The organism is Streptomyces resistomycificus (assembly GCF_001514265.1).
Taxonomy (GTDB): domain Bacteria; phylum Actinomycetota; class Actinomycetes; order Streptomycetales; family Streptomycetaceae; genus Streptomyces; species Streptomyces resistomycificus.
On the sequence record NZ_KQ949005.1, the window covers coordinates 78858 to 95865 of the forward strand.

At 70.9% G+C, this 17008-nt stretch carries 16 protein-coding genes; 11 read left to right on the forward strand and 5 right to left on the reverse strand.

Annotated elements, in window-relative coordinates; genetic code table 11:
• Positions 1-37 precede the first annotated feature (37 nt).
• From AQJ84_RS37030 to AQJ84_RS37065, 8 genes are all read left to right on the forward strand, one after another.
• Positions 38-1318, forward strand: a complete 1281-nt coding sequence (locus AQJ84_RS37030; RefSeq protein ID WP_053193734.1) for a polysaccharide deacetylase family protein — start codon at positions 38-40, stop codon at positions 1316-1318.
• A gap of 66 nt (positions 1319-1384) precedes the next feature.
• Positions 1385-1993, forward strand: a complete 609-nt coding sequence (locus AQJ84_RS37035; RefSeq protein ID WP_053193731.1) for a TlpA family protein disulfide reductase — start codon at positions 1385-1387, stop codon at positions 1991-1993.
• 1 nt (position 1994) lies between these two features.
• Positions 1995-2768, forward strand: coding sequence for a cytochrome c biogenesis CcdA family protein (locus AQJ84_RS37040; protein WP_030038730.1), 774 nt, complete (start codon positions 1995-1997; stop codon positions 2766-2768).
• Between the two features lie 3 nt (positions 2769-2771).
• Complete coding sequence (resB, locus tag AQJ84_RS37045) at positions 2772-4499, forward strand: cytochrome c biogenesis protein ResB (protein ID WP_030038731.1); 1728 nt, start codon at positions 2772-2774, stop codon at positions 4497-4499.
• Positions 4496-5590: a c-type cytochrome biogenesis protein CcsB gene (gene ccsB, locus AQJ84_RS37050; protein WP_053193728.1), complete on the forward strand. Its 1095-nt coding sequence runs from the start codon at positions 4496-4498 to the stop codon at positions 5588-5590. The genes resB and ccsB overlap by 4 nt, the downstream gene beginning before the upstream one ends.
• An 89-nt stretch (positions 5591-5679) precedes the next feature.
• Positions 5680-6285: an RNA polymerase sigma factor gene (locus AQJ84_RS37055; protein WP_051869620.1), complete on the forward strand. Its 606-nt coding sequence runs from the start codon at positions 5680-5682 to the stop codon at positions 6283-6285.
• Positions 6282-7208: a CU044_5270 family protein gene (locus AQJ84_RS37060; protein ID WP_030038735.1), complete on the forward strand. Its 927-nt coding sequence runs from the start codon at positions 6282-6284 to the stop codon at positions 7206-7208. The genes AQJ84_RS37055 and AQJ84_RS37060 overlap by 4 nt, the downstream gene beginning before the upstream one ends.
• Before the next feature lie 58 nt (positions 7209-7266).
• The gene (locus AQJ84_RS37065; RefSeq protein ID WP_030038736.1) at positions 7267-7671 is read left to right on the forward strand and encodes an SRPBCC domain-containing protein; all 405 of its coding nucleotides are present in this window, start codon (positions 7267-7269) and stop codon (positions 7669-7671) included.
• Here the strand turns inward: AQJ84_RS37065 and AQJ84_RS37070 are convergent.
• From AQJ84_RS37070 to AQJ84_RS37085, 4 genes are all read right to left on the reverse strand, one after another.
• The gene (locus tag AQJ84_RS37070) at positions 7668-9209 is read right to left on the reverse strand and encodes a type 1 periplasmic-binding domain-containing protein (protein WP_053193726.1); all 1542 of its coding nucleotides are present in this window, start codon (positions 9207-9209) and stop codon (positions 7668-7670) included. The two genes, AQJ84_RS37065 and AQJ84_RS37070, sit on opposite strands and share 4 nt — an antisense overlap.
• Positions 9209-11314: a hypothetical protein gene (locus AQJ84_RS37075; RefSeq protein ID WP_030038738.1), complete on the reverse strand. Its 2106-nt coding sequence runs from the start codon at positions 11312-11314 to the stop codon at positions 9209-9211. The genes AQJ84_RS37070 and AQJ84_RS37075 overlap by 1 nt, the downstream gene beginning before the upstream one ends.
• 97 nt (positions 11315-11411) lie before the next feature.
• Positions 11412-11870, reverse strand: a complete 459-nt coding sequence (locus AQJ84_RS37080) for a nucleoside deaminase (protein ID WP_030038739.1) — start codon at positions 11868-11870, stop codon at positions 11412-11414.
• 26 nt (positions 11871-11896) lie between these two features.
• Entirely contained in the window at positions 11897-12814 is a 918-nt protein-coding gene (locus tag AQJ84_RS37085; RefSeq protein ID WP_225889246.1) for a transglutaminase-like domain-containing protein, read from the reverse strand.
• 158 nt (positions 12815-12972) lie between these two features.
• Here AQJ84_RS37085 and AQJ84_RS37090 point away from each other — a divergent pair, with 158 nt between their 5' ends.
• Positions 12973-13740 carry a CDP-alcohol phosphatidyltransferase family protein gene (locus AQJ84_RS37090; RefSeq protein ID WP_053193724.1) on the forward strand — a complete coding sequence of 256 codons (768 nt, stop codon included), beginning with the start codon at positions 12973-12975 and terminating at the stop codon, positions 13738-13740.
• 471 nt (positions 13741-14211) lie between these two features.
• On the opposite strand, the gene AQJ84_RS37095 is transcribed toward AQJ84_RS37090, so the two are convergent.
• A complete protein-coding gene (locus tag AQJ84_RS37095; RefSeq protein ID WP_030038742.1) occupies positions 14212-14556 on the reverse strand; it encodes a PLD nuclease N-terminal domain-containing protein in 345 nt (114 codons plus the stop codon).
• 88 nt (positions 14557-14644) lie between these two features.
• Between AQJ84_RS37095 and AQJ84_RS37100 the strand changes: the two genes are divergently transcribed.
• Both AQJ84_RS37100 and mqnP read left to right on the forward strand, forming a co-directional pair.
• Positions 14645-16102: a menaquinone biosynthesis decarboxylase gene (locus AQJ84_RS37100; protein WP_030038743.1), complete on the forward strand. Its 1458-nt coding sequence runs from the start codon at positions 14645-14647 to the stop codon at positions 16100-16102.
• Positions 16099-17001 (forward strand): menaquinone biosynthesis prenyltransferase MqnP, encoded by a 903-nt coding sequence (gene mqnP / locus AQJ84_RS37105; RefSeq protein WP_030038744.1) that lies wholly within the window; start codon positions 16099-16101, stop codon positions 16999-17001. Before AQJ84_RS37100 ends, mqnP begins: the two co-directional genes overlap by 4 nt.
• Positions 17002-17008: the final 7 nt, after the last annotated feature.

Here is a 17008-nt window from a genome sequence, read left to right on the forward strand (position 1 = left end):
TGGGTGACCACCAGAGAACGTGACGAACGGGGATGCAATGCGCACTCTCACCCGCAGGGGAGCACTCGGACTCGGCGCGGGCGCCGCGGCCACCGTCGGACTGGCGGGCTGCGGCTCCCTCACGTCCTCGGACGGGTCGAGCCATGCCGGAGGTTCCGGGAAGGGCCGGACGGGAAGCCCGAAGCCCACCGCCAGCCCCCTCGGTGACGGCTCCACCTCGTTCACCGGAAAGCAGCCCCACCAGCCCGCGAAGCCCGAGCCGTTGGAGCCGGGGCAGACCCCGCCGCAGTTCGTGATCTTCTCCTGGGACGGGGCGGGTGAGGTCGGCAACGGCCTCTTCCCGCGCTTCCTGGACCTCGCCAAGGAGCACGAGGCGGGCATGACCTTCTTCCTCTCCGGGCTGTATCTGCTGCCCGAGTCGAAGAAGCGTCTCTACGACCCGCCGAACAACCCGCGCGGCGCCTCCGACATCGGCTACCTCACCGACGAGCACGTCAAGGCGACGCTCACCAACGTGCGCCGCGCGTGGTTGGAGGGCCACGAGATAGGCACCCACTTCAACGGCCACTTCTGCGGCGGCACCGGCACCGTCGGCAACTGGACGCCCCGGCAGTGGCGCAGCGAGATCGACCAGGCCAAGTCCTTCGTCAAGGAGTGGCGGACCAACACGGGGTGGACCGACCTGCCGGCCCTGCCCTTCGACTACGACAAGGAACTCGTCGGCGGCCGCACCCCCTGCCTGCTCGGCCAGGACAACCTGCTGCCCACCGCCCGCGACCTCGGCTGGCGCTACGACGCCTCCTCGCCCGGCGGTCGTCAGGTCTGGCCGCAGAAGCGGCAGGGCATATGGGACCTGCCGCTGCAGGCGATACCTTTCCCCGGCCGTCGGTTCGAGGTCCTCTCGATGGACTACAACATGCTCGCCAACCAGTCCGTCAACTCCACCAACGCGCCCTCCCACAACTACCCGGCCTGGCGTGAGCAGTCCGCCGGCGCCTACATCGAGGGATTCAAGCGGGCGTACGAGACGAACCGGGCCCCCTTCTTCGTCGGCAACCACTTCGAGCAGTGGAACGGCGGCATCTACATGGACGCCGTCGAGGAGGCCCTGAAGCACATCGCGCGGGAGAAGGAGAAGGGCGAGGACGTGCGCATGGTCTCCTTCCGGCAGTTCGTCGACTGGCTGGACGTGCAGAAGCCGGAGGTGCTCGCCAAGCTGCGCACCCTCGACGTCGGAACGCAGCCGGCCGGTGGCTGGAAGGAGTTCCTGAAGGACACCGCCTCGACCCCCTCGGGAACCTCCTCGAACGCCGCCTGAAATGCGGTTTTCCGCCCGCAAGGGGGGTGCGCAAGATCCCCGGAACGGGCATGCGAAACTTTTCACATGAGTGCCGCCAGCCGTAGTCGCACCCGTAGCCGTGCCGTCCTGCTCGCCGCCGTCGCCGCGGCTGCCGCGCTGACCCTGTCCGCGTGCGGTTCGGGCGGCGTGTCCGGCGGAGGCGGCAACACCAACTTCGTGACCGGCAACAACGGCATCGACACCGTCAAGCAGGGCGAGCGGACCGACGCCCCCGACCTCTCCGGCAAGACCATCGACGGCAAGACCCTCGACGTCGCCGACTACAAGGGCCAGGTCGTCGTCGTGAACATCTGGGGCTCCTGGTGCGGTCCGTGCCGCGCGGAGGCCAAGTACTTCGCCAAGGTCTCCAAGGAGTACGACGGCAAGGGCGTCCAGTTCGTCGGCATCAACACCCGGGACGCCAGCACCTCTCTCGCGGTCGCCTTCGAGAAGGACTTCCAGATCACCTACCCGAGCCTGTACGACCCGACGGGCAAGCTGATGCTCCGCTTCAAGAAGGGCACGCTCAACCCGCAGCTGATCCCCTCCACGCTCGTCATCGACAAGGACGGGAAGATCGCCGCCCGGGCCCTGCAGGCCCTCGGCGAGGAGAACCTGCTCAGCATGTTCAAGCCCGTCCTCGCGGAGAAGTGACGTGAGCGCGCTCCTGACCCTCGCCGAGGCGACGGGCCGCAACGAGACCGTGTTCAGCGGCGCCCTGCCCATCGCGCTGCCCATCGCCCTGCTCGGCGGACTCGTCTCCTTCTTCTCGCCGTGCGTCCTGCCCCTCGTGCCCGGCTACCTCTCCTATGTCACCGGGATCACCGGCACCGACCTGGCCGAGGCCAGGCGCGGGCGGATGGTGGCCGGCGCCTCGCTGTTCGTGCTCGGCTTCACCGTGGTGTTCGTCTCCGGCGGAGCCCTGTTCGGGTACTTCGGGGAGACGCTGCAGGAGGAGAAGAGCATCCTCACCAAGGTGCTCGGCGCGCTCATGATCCTCATGGGCGCCTTCTTCATGGGCCTGATGCCCTGGCTCACCCAGCGCGAGTTCCGCTTCCACCGCAGGCCGACCGCCGGCCTGATCGGCGCCCCTCTCCTCGGCGCCCTCTTCGGCATCGGCTGGGCGCCCTGCATCGGCCCCACCCTCGCCTCCGTACAGGCGCTCTCCTTCAGCGAGGCGAGCGCGGGCCGCGGGGCCATACTGACGGTCGCGTACTGCCTGGGTCTGGGCGTACCGTTCGTGCTCGCCGCGGTCGCCTTCCGCAAGGCGCTCGGCGCCTTCGACTGGGTCAAGCGCCACTACGTGTGGGTGATGCGCCTCGGCGGCACCATGATGATCGTGACCGGTCTGCTGCTGCTGACCGGCGCGTGGGACCACATCGTCTCCGAGATGCAGAACTGGTCCAACGGCTTCACTGTGGGGATCTGACCGATGAGCAAGACGACGACCGGCACACCCTCCGAGGCGACCGGGGACGACCAGGACCTCGGCGCGGCCGGCTCCCAGCTGTCCACCGCGCCCGCGGAGGAGCCGCCCAACCTGCCCTCCCTGGGCGTCGTCGGCTGGATCCGCTGGTTCTGGCGGCAGCTCACCTCCATGCGGGTCGCGCTGCTGCTGCTTCTGCTGCTGTCGCTCGGCGCGATCCCCGGCTCGCTGATCCCGCAGTCCGGGACCGACGAGACGAAGGTCGCCGACTTCCGTGACGCCCACCCCACCCTCGGGGACGTCTACGACAAGCTCGGCCTCTTCCACGTCTACAGCTCGGTGTGGTTCTCCGCGATCTACATCCTGCTGTTCGTCTCCCTCATCGGCTGCATCGTGCCCCGCACCTGGCAGTTCGTGGGCCAGCTGCGCGGCCGCCCGCCGGGCGCGCCCCGGCGCCTGACCCGGCTGCCCGCCTACACCACGTGGCGCACCGAGGCCGAGCCCGAGCAGGTCCGCGAGGCCGCGCTCGCCCTGCTGCGAAAGCGCCGCTTCCGTGCCCACCTCGCCGGGGACAACGTCGCCGCCGAGAAGGGCTATCTGCGGGAGGTCGGCAACCTCGCCTTCCACATCGCCCTGATCGTGATGCTGATCGCCTTCGCCTGGGGTCAGCTCTTCAAGATGGAGGGCAACAAGCTGGTCGTCGAGGGCGACGGGTTCTCCAACACCATCACGCAGTACGACGACTTCAAGTCCGGCAACCTCTTCAGCCAGGACGACCTGGACCCCTTCAGCTTCAACCTGGAGGACTTCAAGGGCACGTACGAGACGAGCGGCCCGAACAAGGGCACCCCGCGCACCTACCAGGCGTCCGTCGACTACAGCGTCGGCGCCTACGGCAAGGACCGAAAGACCGTCATCAAGGTCAACGAGCCGCTGGAGATCGGCGACTCGAAGGTCTACCTCACCGCCCACGGCTACGCGCCCGTCATCACCGTGCGCGACGGCAAGGGTGACGTGGTCTACAACCAGGCCGTGCCGCTCCTCCCGCTCGACTCCAACGTCACCTCCTCCGGCGCGATCAAGGTCATGGACGGCTACCGCAACGCCAAGGGCGTCAAGGAACAGCTCGGCTTCCAGGCCTTCTTCCTGCCGAGCTACGGCGGCGAGGGTTCCGCGGTGGTCTCGCAGTTCCCGGCGCTGCTCAACCCGGTGCTGAACCTCGAGGCCTACCACGGCGACCTCGGTGTGGACGCGGGCATCCCGCAGAGCGTGTACCAGCTCGACAAGAGCCACCTCAAGGACTTCAAGAACGCCAAGGGCGAGCTGCTGCGGGAGAACCTCAAGCCCGGCGAGACCATGAAGCTCCCCGGCGGCGCCGGCTCGGTGACCTACGAGGGCACCAAGGAGTGGGCGAACTTCCAGATCACCCGGCAGCCCGGCAGCGGCTGGGCGCTCGGCGGCGCGATCGCCGCGATCTTCGGCCTGGCCGGCTCCCTGTTCATCCAGCGCCGCCGCGTGTGGGTACGAGCCGTCAAGGGCGCCGACGGCGTCACCGTGGTCGAGATGGCCGGCCTCGGCCGCAGCGAGTCCGCCAAGGTGCCCGAGGAACTCGGCGACCTCGCCGGAATCCTGTACGACCGGGCACCGGGCGCCCCGGACCCCGAAGACTCCTCCGACGCCACCCCCACCACCCCCGACCCCCAAGTCGTACCTGCCGAAGGGGCTGAGAAGTGACTCTCGCCGCCGCAACCGATCTGGCCGCCGCCACCAACGAGAACCTCGCGAACATCAGCAACACGCTGATCTACTCGTCGATGGCCGTCTACACCCTCGCCTTCTTCGCCTACATCGCCGAGTGGCTGCTCGGCAGCCGCAGCAAGGTCGGCCGCACGGCCGCCGCGCTGACCGAGAGCAAGACGGCGGCCGCCCCCGCGGTCACCGTGAACAAGGCCGGCGGGACCGCCGTACTGGAGCGGCCGCAGGTCGTGGTGCGGTCGGCGGCCGGTGCCCGGGACGTGCCGGACGGGCCCGGGGCGCACGGCGGGGACGCGCAGGGCGACCTCTACGGGCGTATCGCCATCTCGCTCACGGTGCTCGCCTTCCTGGTCGAGTTCGGCGGTGTGCTCACCCGGGCGCTCTCGGTGGAGCGGGCGCCGTGGGGCAACATGTACGAGTTCAACATCACCTTCTCCACGGTGGCCGTCGGCGTGTACCTGTCGCTGCTGGCGCTGCGGAAGAACGTGCGCTGGCTCGGGCTGTTCCTGATCACCACGGTCCTGCTCGACCTCGGTCTCGCCGTCACCGTCCTGTACACCGCCAGTGACCAGCTGGTCCCCGCCCTGCACTCGTACTGGCTGTACATCCACGTCTCCACCGCGATCTTCTGCGGAGCGGTGTTCTACGTCGGCGCGGTCGCCACGATCCTGTACCTCTTCAAGGACTCCTACGAGAACAAGCTCGCGAGCGGCGGCACGCCCGGCCGCTTCGCGAACTCGGTGCTGGACCGGCTGCCCGCCTCCGCCTCGCTCGACAAGTTCGCCTACCGGGTCAACGCGGCCGTCTTCCCGCTGTGGACGTTCACGATCATCGCGGGCGCGATCTGGGCGGGCGACGCCTGGGGCCGCTACTGGGGCTGGGACCCCAAGGAGACCTGGTCCTTCATCACCTGGGTCGCCTACGCCTGCTACCTGCACGCGCGGGCCACGGCCGGCTGGAAGGGCCGCAAGGCCGCCTACCTCGCGCTGCTCGCGTTCGGCTGCTGGCTGTTCAACTACTACGGCGTGAACATCTTCGTCTCCGGCAAGCACTCATACGCGGGCGTGTAGCCGCCTCCCGCCCGGCTCTCACACGAAGGCCGGTTCCTTGTGACCTGCGTCACGGGAACCGGCCTTCGGTGTACGGACAGACAAGAAACGTGGATACGAATCTGCGGAAACGGATTCGCGCGGGGGACCACGACGCCTTCGGCGACCTCTTCGACGCGTACGCACGCTCCGTCTACAACCACGCCTACCGGCTGACCGGCGAGTGGACCCTCGCCGAGGAGGTCGTCTCGCTGACCTTCCTCGACGCCTGGCGGCTCAGGGAGAGGGTCGACGAGGAGGGCGGCTCGCTGCGCCCCTGGCTGCTGGGCATCGCCACCAACGTCACGCGCAACACCCGCCGCGCCGCCCGAAGACACAGTGCCGCCGTCGCCCGCCTGCCCCGCGACGAGGCGGTGCGCGACTTCGCCGACGAGGTCGCCGGGCGCCTCGACGACGCCGCCCGGCTGACCGTCGTACGGACCGCGCTGGCGAAGCTGCGGCGGGGCGAGCGGGAGGTGCTGGCGCTCTGCGTGTGGTCCGGGCTGGACTACCGGGCCGCCGCCGAGGCACTGGGGGTGCCGGTGGGGACCGTACGGTCACGGCTCTCACGGGCGAGGACGAAACTCGCGAAACATCTGGAACCACCCGCGGCGCGCGGACAGACGAGTGGTGACCGCGGCACCGCGGTCGGGCCCCTGAGGGAGCGAAACCGATGAACCAGCTTCCCGAGCTTCCCGAGAGAGACCTTCCGCCGGGCCGTCACCGACTCCTCAAGGAGCATCTGATGACCGAGATCCGGCACGAACCCCCGAAGACGTCCGCGCGCCGCCCCTGGCTGCGTCCCGCCCTGGCCGCGGGGGCCGTGGCGGCCGTCTCCGCCGTCGTCGTCACGTTCGCCGTGCCGTCCGGGCCGTCCGAGCGGTCCCGGCCGGCCGCCTCGGAGGTCGCCGCGCTGTGGGAGGACATTGCGCTCGCCGCCGAGCACACGGACCTGCCGTCCGGCATCCGCGACGACCAGTTCGTCTACATCAAGAGCAAGGTCGGCTGGAGCGTCCAGTCCGACGACCAGCCCGCGAGGCTCGAACCGATCCGCGGACGCGAGGTGTGGCTGTCGGTCGACGGCAGCCGGGACGGCATGCTCCAGGAGGGCGACGCCGGGTCCCCGAGCGAACCGCTGGAGAAGGAGACCCCCGGAAACCCCTCCAACACCAACTACCGCCACCTCCAGACCCTGCCGACCGACCCCGCCAGGATGTTCGAGTGGCTGAACAAGGTCAGCGAGGGCAGCAGCAGCAAGGACGAGGCCAACTTCGTCCTCGTCGGCGACCTGGCCCGGGAGTCCCTGATGCCGCCCGCGCAGGCCGCCGCCCTCTACCGGGCAGCGGCCGAGATCTCCGGTGTCTTCGTGATCGACGACGCGGTGGACGCGGCCGGCCGGCACGGCGTCGCGATGGCCCGCGTCGACGACGGGGTGCGCCACGAGCTGATCTTCGACAGGAGGACCAAGGATTACCTGGGCGAGCGCGAGGTCGCCGTCGAGGACCTTCCCTGGGGCTTCAGGAAGGGGGAGGTGACCGGCCGGACCGCGATCCTGGAGCGCACGGTGGTCGACAGGAGGGGCGAGCGTCCGCGTCCGTGACGTGCCGTGCCGTGAGCGAAGGCGTGCGCATCCCTCCGCCACGGGTCACGCTGGTGTCATGACCGGATCCGTCGAACAGGGCACCAGCCAGACCCACGGGAACACGCACATCCTGCACTTCCTGGTGCGGCTCCCGCGGCCTGTGGAGACGGTCTGGCCCGCGCTGGCCACCGCGGACGGGCTCGCCTCCTGGTTAACCCCGGCCGACGTCCTCGAACCCCGCCTCGGCGGTGCGGTCACCCTGCGCGGCCTGGGCGCCGGGCAGGTCACCGCATGGGACGTGGAGCGGGTCGCCGAGTACACGGTGGAGGGCGGCGGCCGGGTCAGGTTCCTGCTGGAGCGGGGCGGGGACACCGGGTCGGCCCTGCGCCTGACCCACGAGTTCCAGGGGGACCGGGAGCCCGAGCAGGACTGGCGGGCCGGCTTCGAGCGGCTGATCCACGCGCTCGCGGACACCCCCTAGGACGGCGGCAGGCACTCCTTCGCCGGCGGCCTCCCCTCCGGCCAGGCGATCTTCACGAAGCGGTTGGTGCCCTGCGGGGTCACCTCCACCACGGGGACGGCCTTGTCGTACGGATTGCCGTGCACGTCCAGACAGATCCAGCCGCTCGCCCCGCTCACCTTCAGCGAGCCCTTGACCTGCGGCCACTGGAGACCGACGTCGGCGAGCGGCGGGACCACCCTGCCGTCGGGGGTGGCCTCGCGGATGCCCTTGACGGCCAGCTGCATGGCGTCGTACGCGATGATCAGCTGGCCGTCCTGGAGGGTGATCGGGCCGATCGGGCCGACCGGCCCGCGCTTGCTGCTCGCCAGCAGCCCGTTCAGGACCTCCGCGTCCTTCGCCGAGCCGCCGGTCTTCACGGGGTCCTTCGTCCAGGCGTCCGGGTGGGCGAGAGCGGTGTAGCGCACGGACAGGTTGTGGTCGAGGGCGCTGCGGTCGAGTTCCCTGTCGCCGGTGAGGTAGGAGCCCTCGTCGCCGGTCAGCAGGGTGAACCTGCGGTCCTGGCAGCCGCGCCCGCCCAGCGCGTTGATGAACTGCCGCAGCTGGGTGTGGCGTCCGGCGAACAGGATGGTGTCGGTACCCGGCGCGGTGTCGCACACCAGGTGGGTGATCTGCCGGAACGTGTTGGCGGTGGTGCCCTCCTGACTACGGTCGTCCGGCGGGGTGAAGGGCTGCGGTTCGTACGGCGAGCCCTCGATGAGGTCCGCGAACGACTTCTGCAGGGTGGTCGTGTACGGGTCGCCCGGCTTGTCGTAGACCAGCAGCGCCTTGCCGGCGGTGACCTTGGCGAACGAGGCGAGCGCGCGGGCCTCGTCGGTGTTGGTGGGGGAGACCCGGGCCAGCCCCGGGAACGGGTCGGTGCCGTCCTGTCCGTTGGCGAGGTCGTCGGCGGTGATGGAGGTGCCGATGACCGGGATCCCGCGCCGGGTCAGCTCGGCGACGGCCCTCTTGTTGTTCTCGGTGCTCAGCCCGACCCCGGTCACCGCCCGCAGCCGGTCCGGGCCCTTCGTCATCGCCTCCAGCTGGTCGACCGTGTGCTCCCAATGCGCGCCGGTCGCCCCGGGGTTGGCCAGCACCAGCCGGACCGCCGGCGTCTGCCCGGCCGACTTGTGGTTGGCCTGGTACTGCGCCAGGTACGCGCCCTGCAACTCGTGCAGGACGTCACCGAGGTTGTCGGCGTCCGTCGCGGTGAACGGTTCGAGGAGGGCGACGGTGACATAGCTGCCGGCCTTCAGCGACCTGTTCTCCCGCGCGATCGCCTGGACCGTCTCCCTGAGCTGGGGCCGTCCGAAGTAGTAGTCCGTCGCCGACACGCCCACGCACTCGTCGCTGCCCTCGGGCCGGACCACCCCGGCGGCGCACGACCGGTCGTCGTGCGCGAGTGCCCGGACGCCGAGGACCAGCCCGGCCACCACCGCCGCGGCGACCAGCAGGGCGAGATAGCGGCGCAGGGGGATCTCCCAGACGCCCTCCCGCAACCGTGCAGCGAACCCCGCCATCACGCCTCCCCGTCCGGTTCGTCCTCGTCGTCGTCCGGGACGCGCAACGACCGCCCGGCGAGCGCGTCCTCGGGCCAGTCCCGCGAGGCCCGCCACAGCAGCGCGTTGCCCGCGGGACGCAGGTTGGACAGCTGCTCCAGCTCGAACCGCAGCCGGTCGCACACCTTCGGGTCGGGCAGCGCGAGCGGGTCGGTCAGCTGCCACACGGCGTGCAGCAACCGCCGTACGCGCAGGTGCAGTACGGGGTCCACGCCCTCCGGCACGCCGTACTGGGCGTCCGTGCGGCCGAGCGCGACCGCCGCCCGCCGGTCGTCCCGTCCCGCGAAGTCGTGGCCCTCCTCGTCGTGCGCGTGGAAGTAGGGCGCCGAGGCGATGAACCGCAGCGACCGCAGCCAGACGCGGATGTCCAGGGTCGGAAAGGTGTCGCGCAGATACGCCACCGCCGACTCCGCCCCGTCCACGGCGAGTTCGTGATGCAGCCGGTAGCGGGCCCGGGAGGGGTCGTCGTCGGCGGTGAGCGGCGCGTAGTGGCGGATCAGCGTCTCGTGCGCCCGGCGCCACTGCCCGTGGTCCGCGTCCCGGTGGTGCAGCCGCAGCAACAGCAGGGTCCGTACGAAGGAGTCCCCGACGAACCGGCCCGGCACCTGCGGCAGCCCCTCCGCCAGGAGCCGGGTCTCCAGCGCCCGTACGTCCGCCGGGCCGAAGTCGTCCGGCAGCAGTGCCTCGGCGAGCGCGCGGGCCGAGTCGTGGTCGTGCGAGGCGGCCAGCACGGTCAGCTCGTCCAGCCGGTCGGAGGGCACCAGCCGGTCGAGGAGTTCCAGGTAGGCCGCCCGGCCGTCGCGGTCGTCGTGCAGCCGTACGTCCGCGGTCAGCAGCTCACCGAGGGAGGCGGCACCCGGCAGGTTCTGCGCGGCGGACTCGGCGAGCAGCACGATCCCCAACGGGTTGCCCCGGGTCAACCGATAGGTGGCGTACGGCAGTTGGGGTGGCAGTGGGGTGTCGGCGCAGGCCGCGCCCACCAGGTGCAGGGTGTCGTCGGGGCTCAGTGGCGGCAGCGTCACCAGCAGAACCCGGGAGGACGGGGCCGCCGGGTCCGGCGTCCAGTCGCTGCGCCGCGCGACCTCGGCCAGCGTCCTGCGTACGGCACTGCGCAGTGCGGGGTGCCCGGTGCCGCGCAGGCCGGAGACGAACACGACCTGGTCGGCGACGCCCTCGGCCCGGTCGCGCAGCACGGCGTCCGCCAGGCCCGGCCCGGGCGCGGTCTGCGCGTTGTCGACGAGCACGACGGGCCGCCCCAGCCGCTGCATCCTCGGCAGCACCCCCGCGTACGCGTCGTTCAGGTCGGCGAGCAGCGCCCGTACGAGATACCGCTCGGCGTGCTCCCGGGAGGCGCCGCCGGCCCGGAAGTGCCCGGACAGCAGGATCAGGCCGCGCCGGGCGTCGCGGCCCGCGTTCGGGTAGTCGTGCCACCAGGCGGAGGCCCGCTGCTGGCGCCGGTTGACGAAGCTGTCGGAGAAGGACTCCAGGGTCGCCTCGATCGCCGACGCGACGAGCGGCCCGGTGCCGCTCACCGCCGCGACGACGTTGGCGGTGACCCGGCCGGCCATCCGCCCCGCGAACCCGGCGATCCACGACCCGCCCTCGTTCAGCAGCAGGATCCGCTCCACCTCGCGCCGGACCCGTTCGGAGTCGGCGTCGCCCCAGCCGCCCGCCGCGACCGCGACCAGCCCCGACATCAGCCGCGGGAACGTGATCCGTCCGGCGCCGGTCACCGGCTCGGCGAGCTGCTCGGCCACGACCAGCAGCGCCTGCGACACCGGCGACCAGGCCTCGGCGGGCCGCCCGCCGGACGGGCCCGCGAACTGGACGTCCTCGCAGTCGATCAACGCGACCGGGGTGTGCCCCTTGTAGGCGTCCCGCAGCTCGCCGAGCACCGCGCTCTTGCCGAGCCCGCGTCCGCCGGCGAGCAGGACGTAGGGCAGCTCCCTCGGATGCTCGACGGGAGTGGCCCGGTGCTGGTGCGGGCGCAGGCCCACGAGTCGCGGAACAAGACCGGCCGGATCCGTGTCGAACAGCGCCCCGCGCCCGTGCAACCGTCTGCCCACCGCATCTCTCCCCCCAGAGACTCCAACATCAGAGTAAGGAGGGGGAGTTGGTGCGTGCCAGACCCCGTGGTGTCCGTTGCGTTACGAAACTCTCGCGTCAGTCACCGATGTCCTCGTTCCACAGGGCCGGTTGGTCCCTGATGAAGTCGCGCATCATCCCCACGCATCCGGGGTCGTCCAGCAGCACGATCTCCACGCCGTGTTCGGCCAGCCAGTCGTGGCCGCCGTCGAAGGTGACCGCCTCGCCGACCACGACCCGCGAGATGCCGAACTGACGGACCAGCCCGGAGCAGTACCAACACGGCGAGAGGGTGGTCACCATCGTCGTCCCGCGGTACGACCGCTGCCGACCCGCCGCCCGGAAGGCGGCCGTCTCCGCGTGCGTCGAGGGGTCGTCGTCCTGGACGCGGCGGTTGTGGCCGCGGCCCAGGAGAGCGCCGTCGGCGCCGTACAACGCGGCGCCGATCGGGATGCCGCCCTCGGCGAGCCCGGCCCGGGCCTCCTCGACGGCGGTGCCGAGCCAGGCGCGCGCGGTTGCCAGATCCACACTGTCCATGACCTCACTCTCCCCGACGATCCGCCCTAAGGCAGGTCCTGACGCAAGGTCACCTCGCTCGTGCCGTTGTACTGCGCCATGCACAGCACGGTCCGCGGGGTGCGCAGGACGTCGTCCTCGGCGAACAGCTGCCGGACGGCGTCGAAGGGCACGTCGCCGCAGGTGATCAGGGCGGCACGGTCGTACGGGACGCGGGCGGACTTCGACAGCGGCCGGCCCGGCTCCACGCCCTCCTCCTCGCTCCAGACGTCCCACAGCAGGGTCTCCACCTTGTTGAGGGCCGCGAGGTCGAGCCGGACGTTGCCGGCCACGAACCGTTCGCCGAAGAAGGGGCCCTCCTGCGGCGGATGCAGCCCGAAGGTGGCCGGGTCCGCCCCGCGCTCGCGGATGGCCCGCCAGGCCTCGCCCGCGACGAGGAAGCGGTCGCGGGGGACGTCCATCAGGTCGAAGTCGACGTCCCAGCCGCCGTGCAGCGCGGGTTCGGCGAGCTGGGCGTCGGCCAGGAGCCAGGTGCCGCGCCTGTCGTCCCAGTACTCGGTGACGACGTGGTCGCAGTGGAAGCCGTCGGCGCGGAAGTAGTCGGCGAAGCCGGACCGCAGCCGGGCCGGGACACCCCGGTGGCGCAGGAACGAGCAGTGCAGCAGCGCGAAGTCGCGGCAGACCCCGACGAAACGGTCCTGGAGCGGGCGCCGCCTGGCGAGCGGGGCGTCGTCGCGCTCGACGAGCAGGCGCAGGATGTCGTCGGCGTACCTCGTCTCGGCGTCGTGGTGGAGGCGGTCCTGCGGGATGTCGTACCCGAAGGCCTCGCCCTCCCCTCGGTGGATCAGCAGGTCCCGTGCCACGCGGGCCAGTTCGGCGGGGTCGTCCGGGAGGCCGGCGTAGTGGGGGGTGAGGGCGCCGGGATCGGTGAAGGGGCTCTGGGCGGTGTAGAAGTCGAGGGACACGGCGGGCCTTCCGTGGGGTTGCATCGATCGCGTGTTCGAATACGGATCGGTGCGTCACACCGTGTCAAAAACGCCCGGCAAATGTCCAGGAGCAGGGCGGGTAACCTGTCCCGACCACCGCCGTGTCCGCGGCAGTTGGGCCCCCTGGGAGGACGTTCATGGTTGCCGCGCCGGTTCTGGAGGAGCTGCGGGAGGTCTGCCAGCCGCATGCCAAGCTGGCGAGCCGCAACGGCGAGCACTGGGCGGGCCGGCTCTACATGCGCCGCCTCTCACTGCGGTTCACCCGGCAGCTGGTGCGCACGCCCGTCACCCCCGACCAGCTGACCTGGACGATGGTGGTGTGCGGGGTGGCCTCCGGTGCCGCGCTGATGATCCCGGGTCTGACGGGCGCCGTCCTGGCCGTCGTCCTCATGCAGCTGTTCCTCCTCTTCGACTGCGTGGACGGCGAAGTCGCCCGCTGGAAGGGCCAGAACAGCGCGGCCGGCATATACGTCGACCGGCTCGGCGCCTACCTGGCCGACGCCGCGCTGCTGGCGGGCGCGGGATACCGGGCCGCCGAGTCCGGCGTCGGCGGCTGGCTGTCGGTCGGCATCGCCACCGCGCTCGGCGTCGTCCTGCTGAAGGCGTCGACCGACCTCGTGGACGTCGCCCGCGCCCGCCGGGGCCTCGGCGTCGTCGACGACGAGTCGACCCGGCCGCGTTCGCAGGGCGTGGCCACGGTCCGCCGCCTGGCCGCCGCCTTCAAGATCCACCGCGTGACGAACGGCATCGAGGCGTCCCTGGTGCTGCTGGTCGCGGCGGTGGCCGACCAGGTCACCGGCGGCATCGAACCCACCCGCTGGGCGCTGGGCGCCCTCGCCGTCATCACGTGGGTGATGGTCCCGGCCCACCTGCTGTCGATCCTGTCGTCGTCGCGGCTGCGCTGAGGCGGTCCGATCCGCCCCGACGCCGAACGCCGGCGCCCCTTGTGGCGTCGTACCCCCACTGCTCACCGCGAAGATCGCCGTAACGGCCTCCGCCTGCCCGGCGGTCGCGACGGGCGTGGACCGGCAGGTCCACGGCCACCGCACCGGCGCGGTACAGGTCCTCGGCGTCCCGCTGATCGTGGCGGCGAGCCTCGAGGACACACCGGCACGGCCTGCTCGGACACCAGCCCCCGTGCCTGTGCGGCGAACAGCCGGACCTGCGCCGGAATCCGCTTCCCCGAACGCCACGCCGGCGGCGTGCCAAGCGTGAACGGCGGCCGCCAGGTCAGCCGTACGGGCGTCCCCCGCGCGTTCCGCGGCGACCGTCACCTCGGACGGCGACGAGATGCGCGGATCCCAGCCCGGCCGCCGCCCCGGTGAGGCTCAGCGCGGTGGCGGCCTTCCCGAAAGGGGCGAGCAGCCGCGGCTCCTTCAGCCGGCCCCGGGGCCCTCGTCGCGCCTCTTGCGCTCCTCGTCCCCGTCGCCGTCCTCGTCCTTGAGCGACTTGAGGAACTCCGGGTTGTCGTCGGGCGCCACCCACCGCTGCCCGCCGCCCCGGCTCCACGGAGCGCCGCCGGGGCCCGCCGGGCCGGCCGGGTGCCGCTTCTTGCCGGCGATGAGCCAGGAGATCGAACCGGCGAGCGGGAACACCAGCACGAGGATGGCCCACAGCGGCTTGGGCATGTGGCGGACGTCCTCGTCCTTCGTGCTGATGCAGTCGATGAACGCGTAGACGCTGAGCGCCAGGGGGACGAGGAACATCAGTACCCGGAGCATGGGGCCTCTCCAGTCGGAACGGTCATGGGGCCACGGGCAGGGACCCCAGGTACGGGGCCAGGGTAGCGGCTCGGGGATACTTGACCCCATGGCTTACGACGATCTTCGTTCCCTGCTCAGGGCTCTGGAGCGCGAGGGTGACCTCAAGCGCGTCAAGGCCGAGGTGGACCCGTATCTGGAGGTCGGGGAGATCGTCGACCGGGTACAGAAGTCCGGCGGCCCGGCGCTGCTCTTCGAGAACGTGAAGGGCTCCGACATGCCCCTCGCGATGAACGTCTTCGGGACCGACCGGCGCCTGCTGAAGGCGCTGGGGCTGAAGTCGTACGGCGAGATCTCCGAGAAGATCGGCGGGCTGCTGCGGCCGGAGCTGCCGCAGGGCTTCGTGGGTGTCCGCGAGGCCTTCGGGAAGCTCGGCGCGATGACGCACGTACCACCCAAGAAGGTGAAGGCCGGGGACGCGCCCGTGCAGGAGGTGGTGCTGCACGGCGACGACGTCGACCTCGACCGGCTGCCCGCCCTGTTCACCTGGCCGCAGGACGGCGGCTCCTTCTTCAACCTGGGGCTCACCCACACCAAGGACCCGGAGAGCGGGATCCGCAACCTCGGCCTGTACCGGCTCCAGCGGCACGACAAGCGCACCATCGGCATGCACTGGCAGATCCACAAGGACAGCCGCAACCACTACCAGGTGGCGGCCCGCAGGGGAGAGCGCCTGCCCGTCGCGATCGCCTTCGGCTGCCCCCCGGCCGTCACCTACGCCTCCACCGCCCCGCTCCCCGGTGACATCGACGAGTACCTCTTCGCCGGGTTCATCGCCGGCAAGCGGATCGAGATGGTCGACTGCAAGACCGTCCCGCTCCAGGTCCCGGCGCAGGCGGAGGTCGTGATCGAGGGCTGGCTGGAGCCGGGGGAGATGCTCCCGGAGGGCCCCTTCGGGGACCACACCGGGTTCTACACCCCTCAGGAGCCGTTCCCCGCGCTGAGGATCGACTGCGTGACGATGCGGAAGCGGCCGCTGCTGCAGTCGATCGTCGTGGGCCGGCCTCCCACGGAGGACGGACCCCTCGGCCGCGCCACCGAACGCTTCTTCCTCCCCCTCCTGAAGATCATCGTCCCGGACATCGTGGACTACCACCTGCCCGAGGCCGGCGGCTTCCACAACTGCGCGATCGTCTCGATCGACAAGAAGTACCCCAAGCACGCGCAGAAGGTGATGCACGCGGTCTGGGGGGCACACATGATGTCCCTGACCAAGCTGATCGTGGTCGTCGACGCCGACTGCGACGTCCACGACCTGCACGAGGTCGCCTGGCGGGCCCTCGGCAACACCGACTACGCCCGTGACCTCTCGGTCGTGGAGGGTCCCGTCGACCATCTCGACCACGCCAGCTACCAGCAGTTCTGGGGTGGCAAGGCGGGCATCGACGCGACGAGGAAGTGGCCCGAGGAGGGCTACACGCGAGACGGCGGCTGGCCCGAGATGGTGCTGTCCGACCCCGAGACGGCGGCGAAGGTCGACCGCCGCTGGAAGGAGTACGGACTGTGAGCAGCGCGTCAGCCGCGATCCCGCAGCCGGGGCGCACGAAGGCCTTCCTGCGCCTGGTGATGATCGAGCACTCGGTCTTCGCCCTGCCCTTCGCCTACATCGCCGCCCTCACCGCGATGTTCCAGTGGGACCGCAACATCCACTGGGGCCGTCTCCTCCTGGTCACGGTCTGCATGGTCGGCCTGCGCACCTTCGCGATGGCGGTCAACCGGATCATCGACCGCGAGATCGACGCCCGTAACCCGCGCACGGCCCACCGTGAACTGGTCACCGGGGCCATGTCGGTGAAGCACGCCTGGACGGGCGCGCTGATCGCGCTGGTGGTCTTCCTCGGCTCGGCGGCCCTGCTGAACCCCCTGTGCCTGGCCCTCGCCCCCATCGCGGTGATCCCGATGGTGGTCTACCCCTACGGCAAACGGTTCACGAACTTCCCGCAGGCCATCCTCGGGCTCGCGCAGGCGATGGGCCCGGTCGGCGGCTGGCTGGCGATCACGGGTGAGTGGTCCTGGGACGCGGTGATCCTCGGCCTCGCCGTCGGCATCTGGATCGGCGGCTTCGACCTGATCTACGCCTGCCAGGACATCGACACCGACCGCGAGACCGGCGTCATGTCGGTCCCGGCCCGCTTCGGCGCCCCGGCGGCGATCCACGGCGCCCGGGTCTGCCACGTGCTCACCACGGTGCTGCTGGTCTGGTATGCGGTGGCGACGGACGCGGGCACCTTCTTCTGGCTCGGCCTGATGATCGTCGCCGGCGCGTTCGTCTACGAGCACTCCATCGTGCGCCCGCACGATCTGTCCCGGCTGAACAGGGCGTTCTTCAGCGTCAACGGCTTCATCGGCATTGCCCTGTTCGTGTGCGCCCTGCTCGATCTCCTGGTTCGGGGACTGACGGTGTGAGCGGCCG

Coding starts and splice junctions, on each gene's coding strand:
- AQJ84_RS37070 (WP_053193726.1), bottom strand. CDS start 9,209: ATGGCGGGGTTCGCTGCACGGTTGCGGGAGGGCGTCTGGGAGATCCCC.
- AQJ84_RS37100 (WP_030038743.1), top strand. CDS start 14,645: ATGGCTTACGACGATCTTCGTTCCCTGCTCAGGGCTCTGGAGCGCGAG.
- AQJ84_RS37030 (WP_053193734.1), top strand. CDS start 38: ATGCGCACTCTCACCCGCAGGGGAGCACTCGGACTCGGCGCGGGCGCC.
- AQJ84_RS37095 (WP_030038742.1), bottom strand. CDS start 14,556: ATGCTCCGGGTACTGATGTTCCTCGTCCCCCTGGCGCTCAGCGTCTAC.
- AQJ84_RS37035 (WP_053193731.1), top strand. CDS start 1,385: ATGAGTGCCGCCAGCCGTAGTCGCACCCGTAGCCGTGCCGTCCTGCTC.
- resB (WP_030038731.1), top strand. CDS start 2,772: ATGAGCAAGACGACGACCGGCACACCCTCCGAGGCGACCGGGGACGAC.
- AQJ84_RS37060 (WP_030038735.1), top strand. CDS start 6,282: ATGAACCAGCTTCCCGAGCTTCCCGAGAGAGACCTTCCGCCGGGCCGT.
- AQJ84_RS37065 (WP_030038736.1), top strand. CDS start 7,267: ATGACCGGATCCGTCGAACAGGGCACCAGCCAGACCCACGGGAACACG.
- AQJ84_RS37080 (WP_030038739.1), bottom strand. CDS start 11,870: ATGGACAGTGTGGATCTGGCAACCGCGCGCGCCTGGCTCGGCACCGCC.
- AQJ84_RS37090 (WP_053193724.1), top strand. CDS start 12,973: ATGGTTGCCGCGCCGGTTCTGGAGGAGCTGCGGGAGGTCTGCCAGCCG.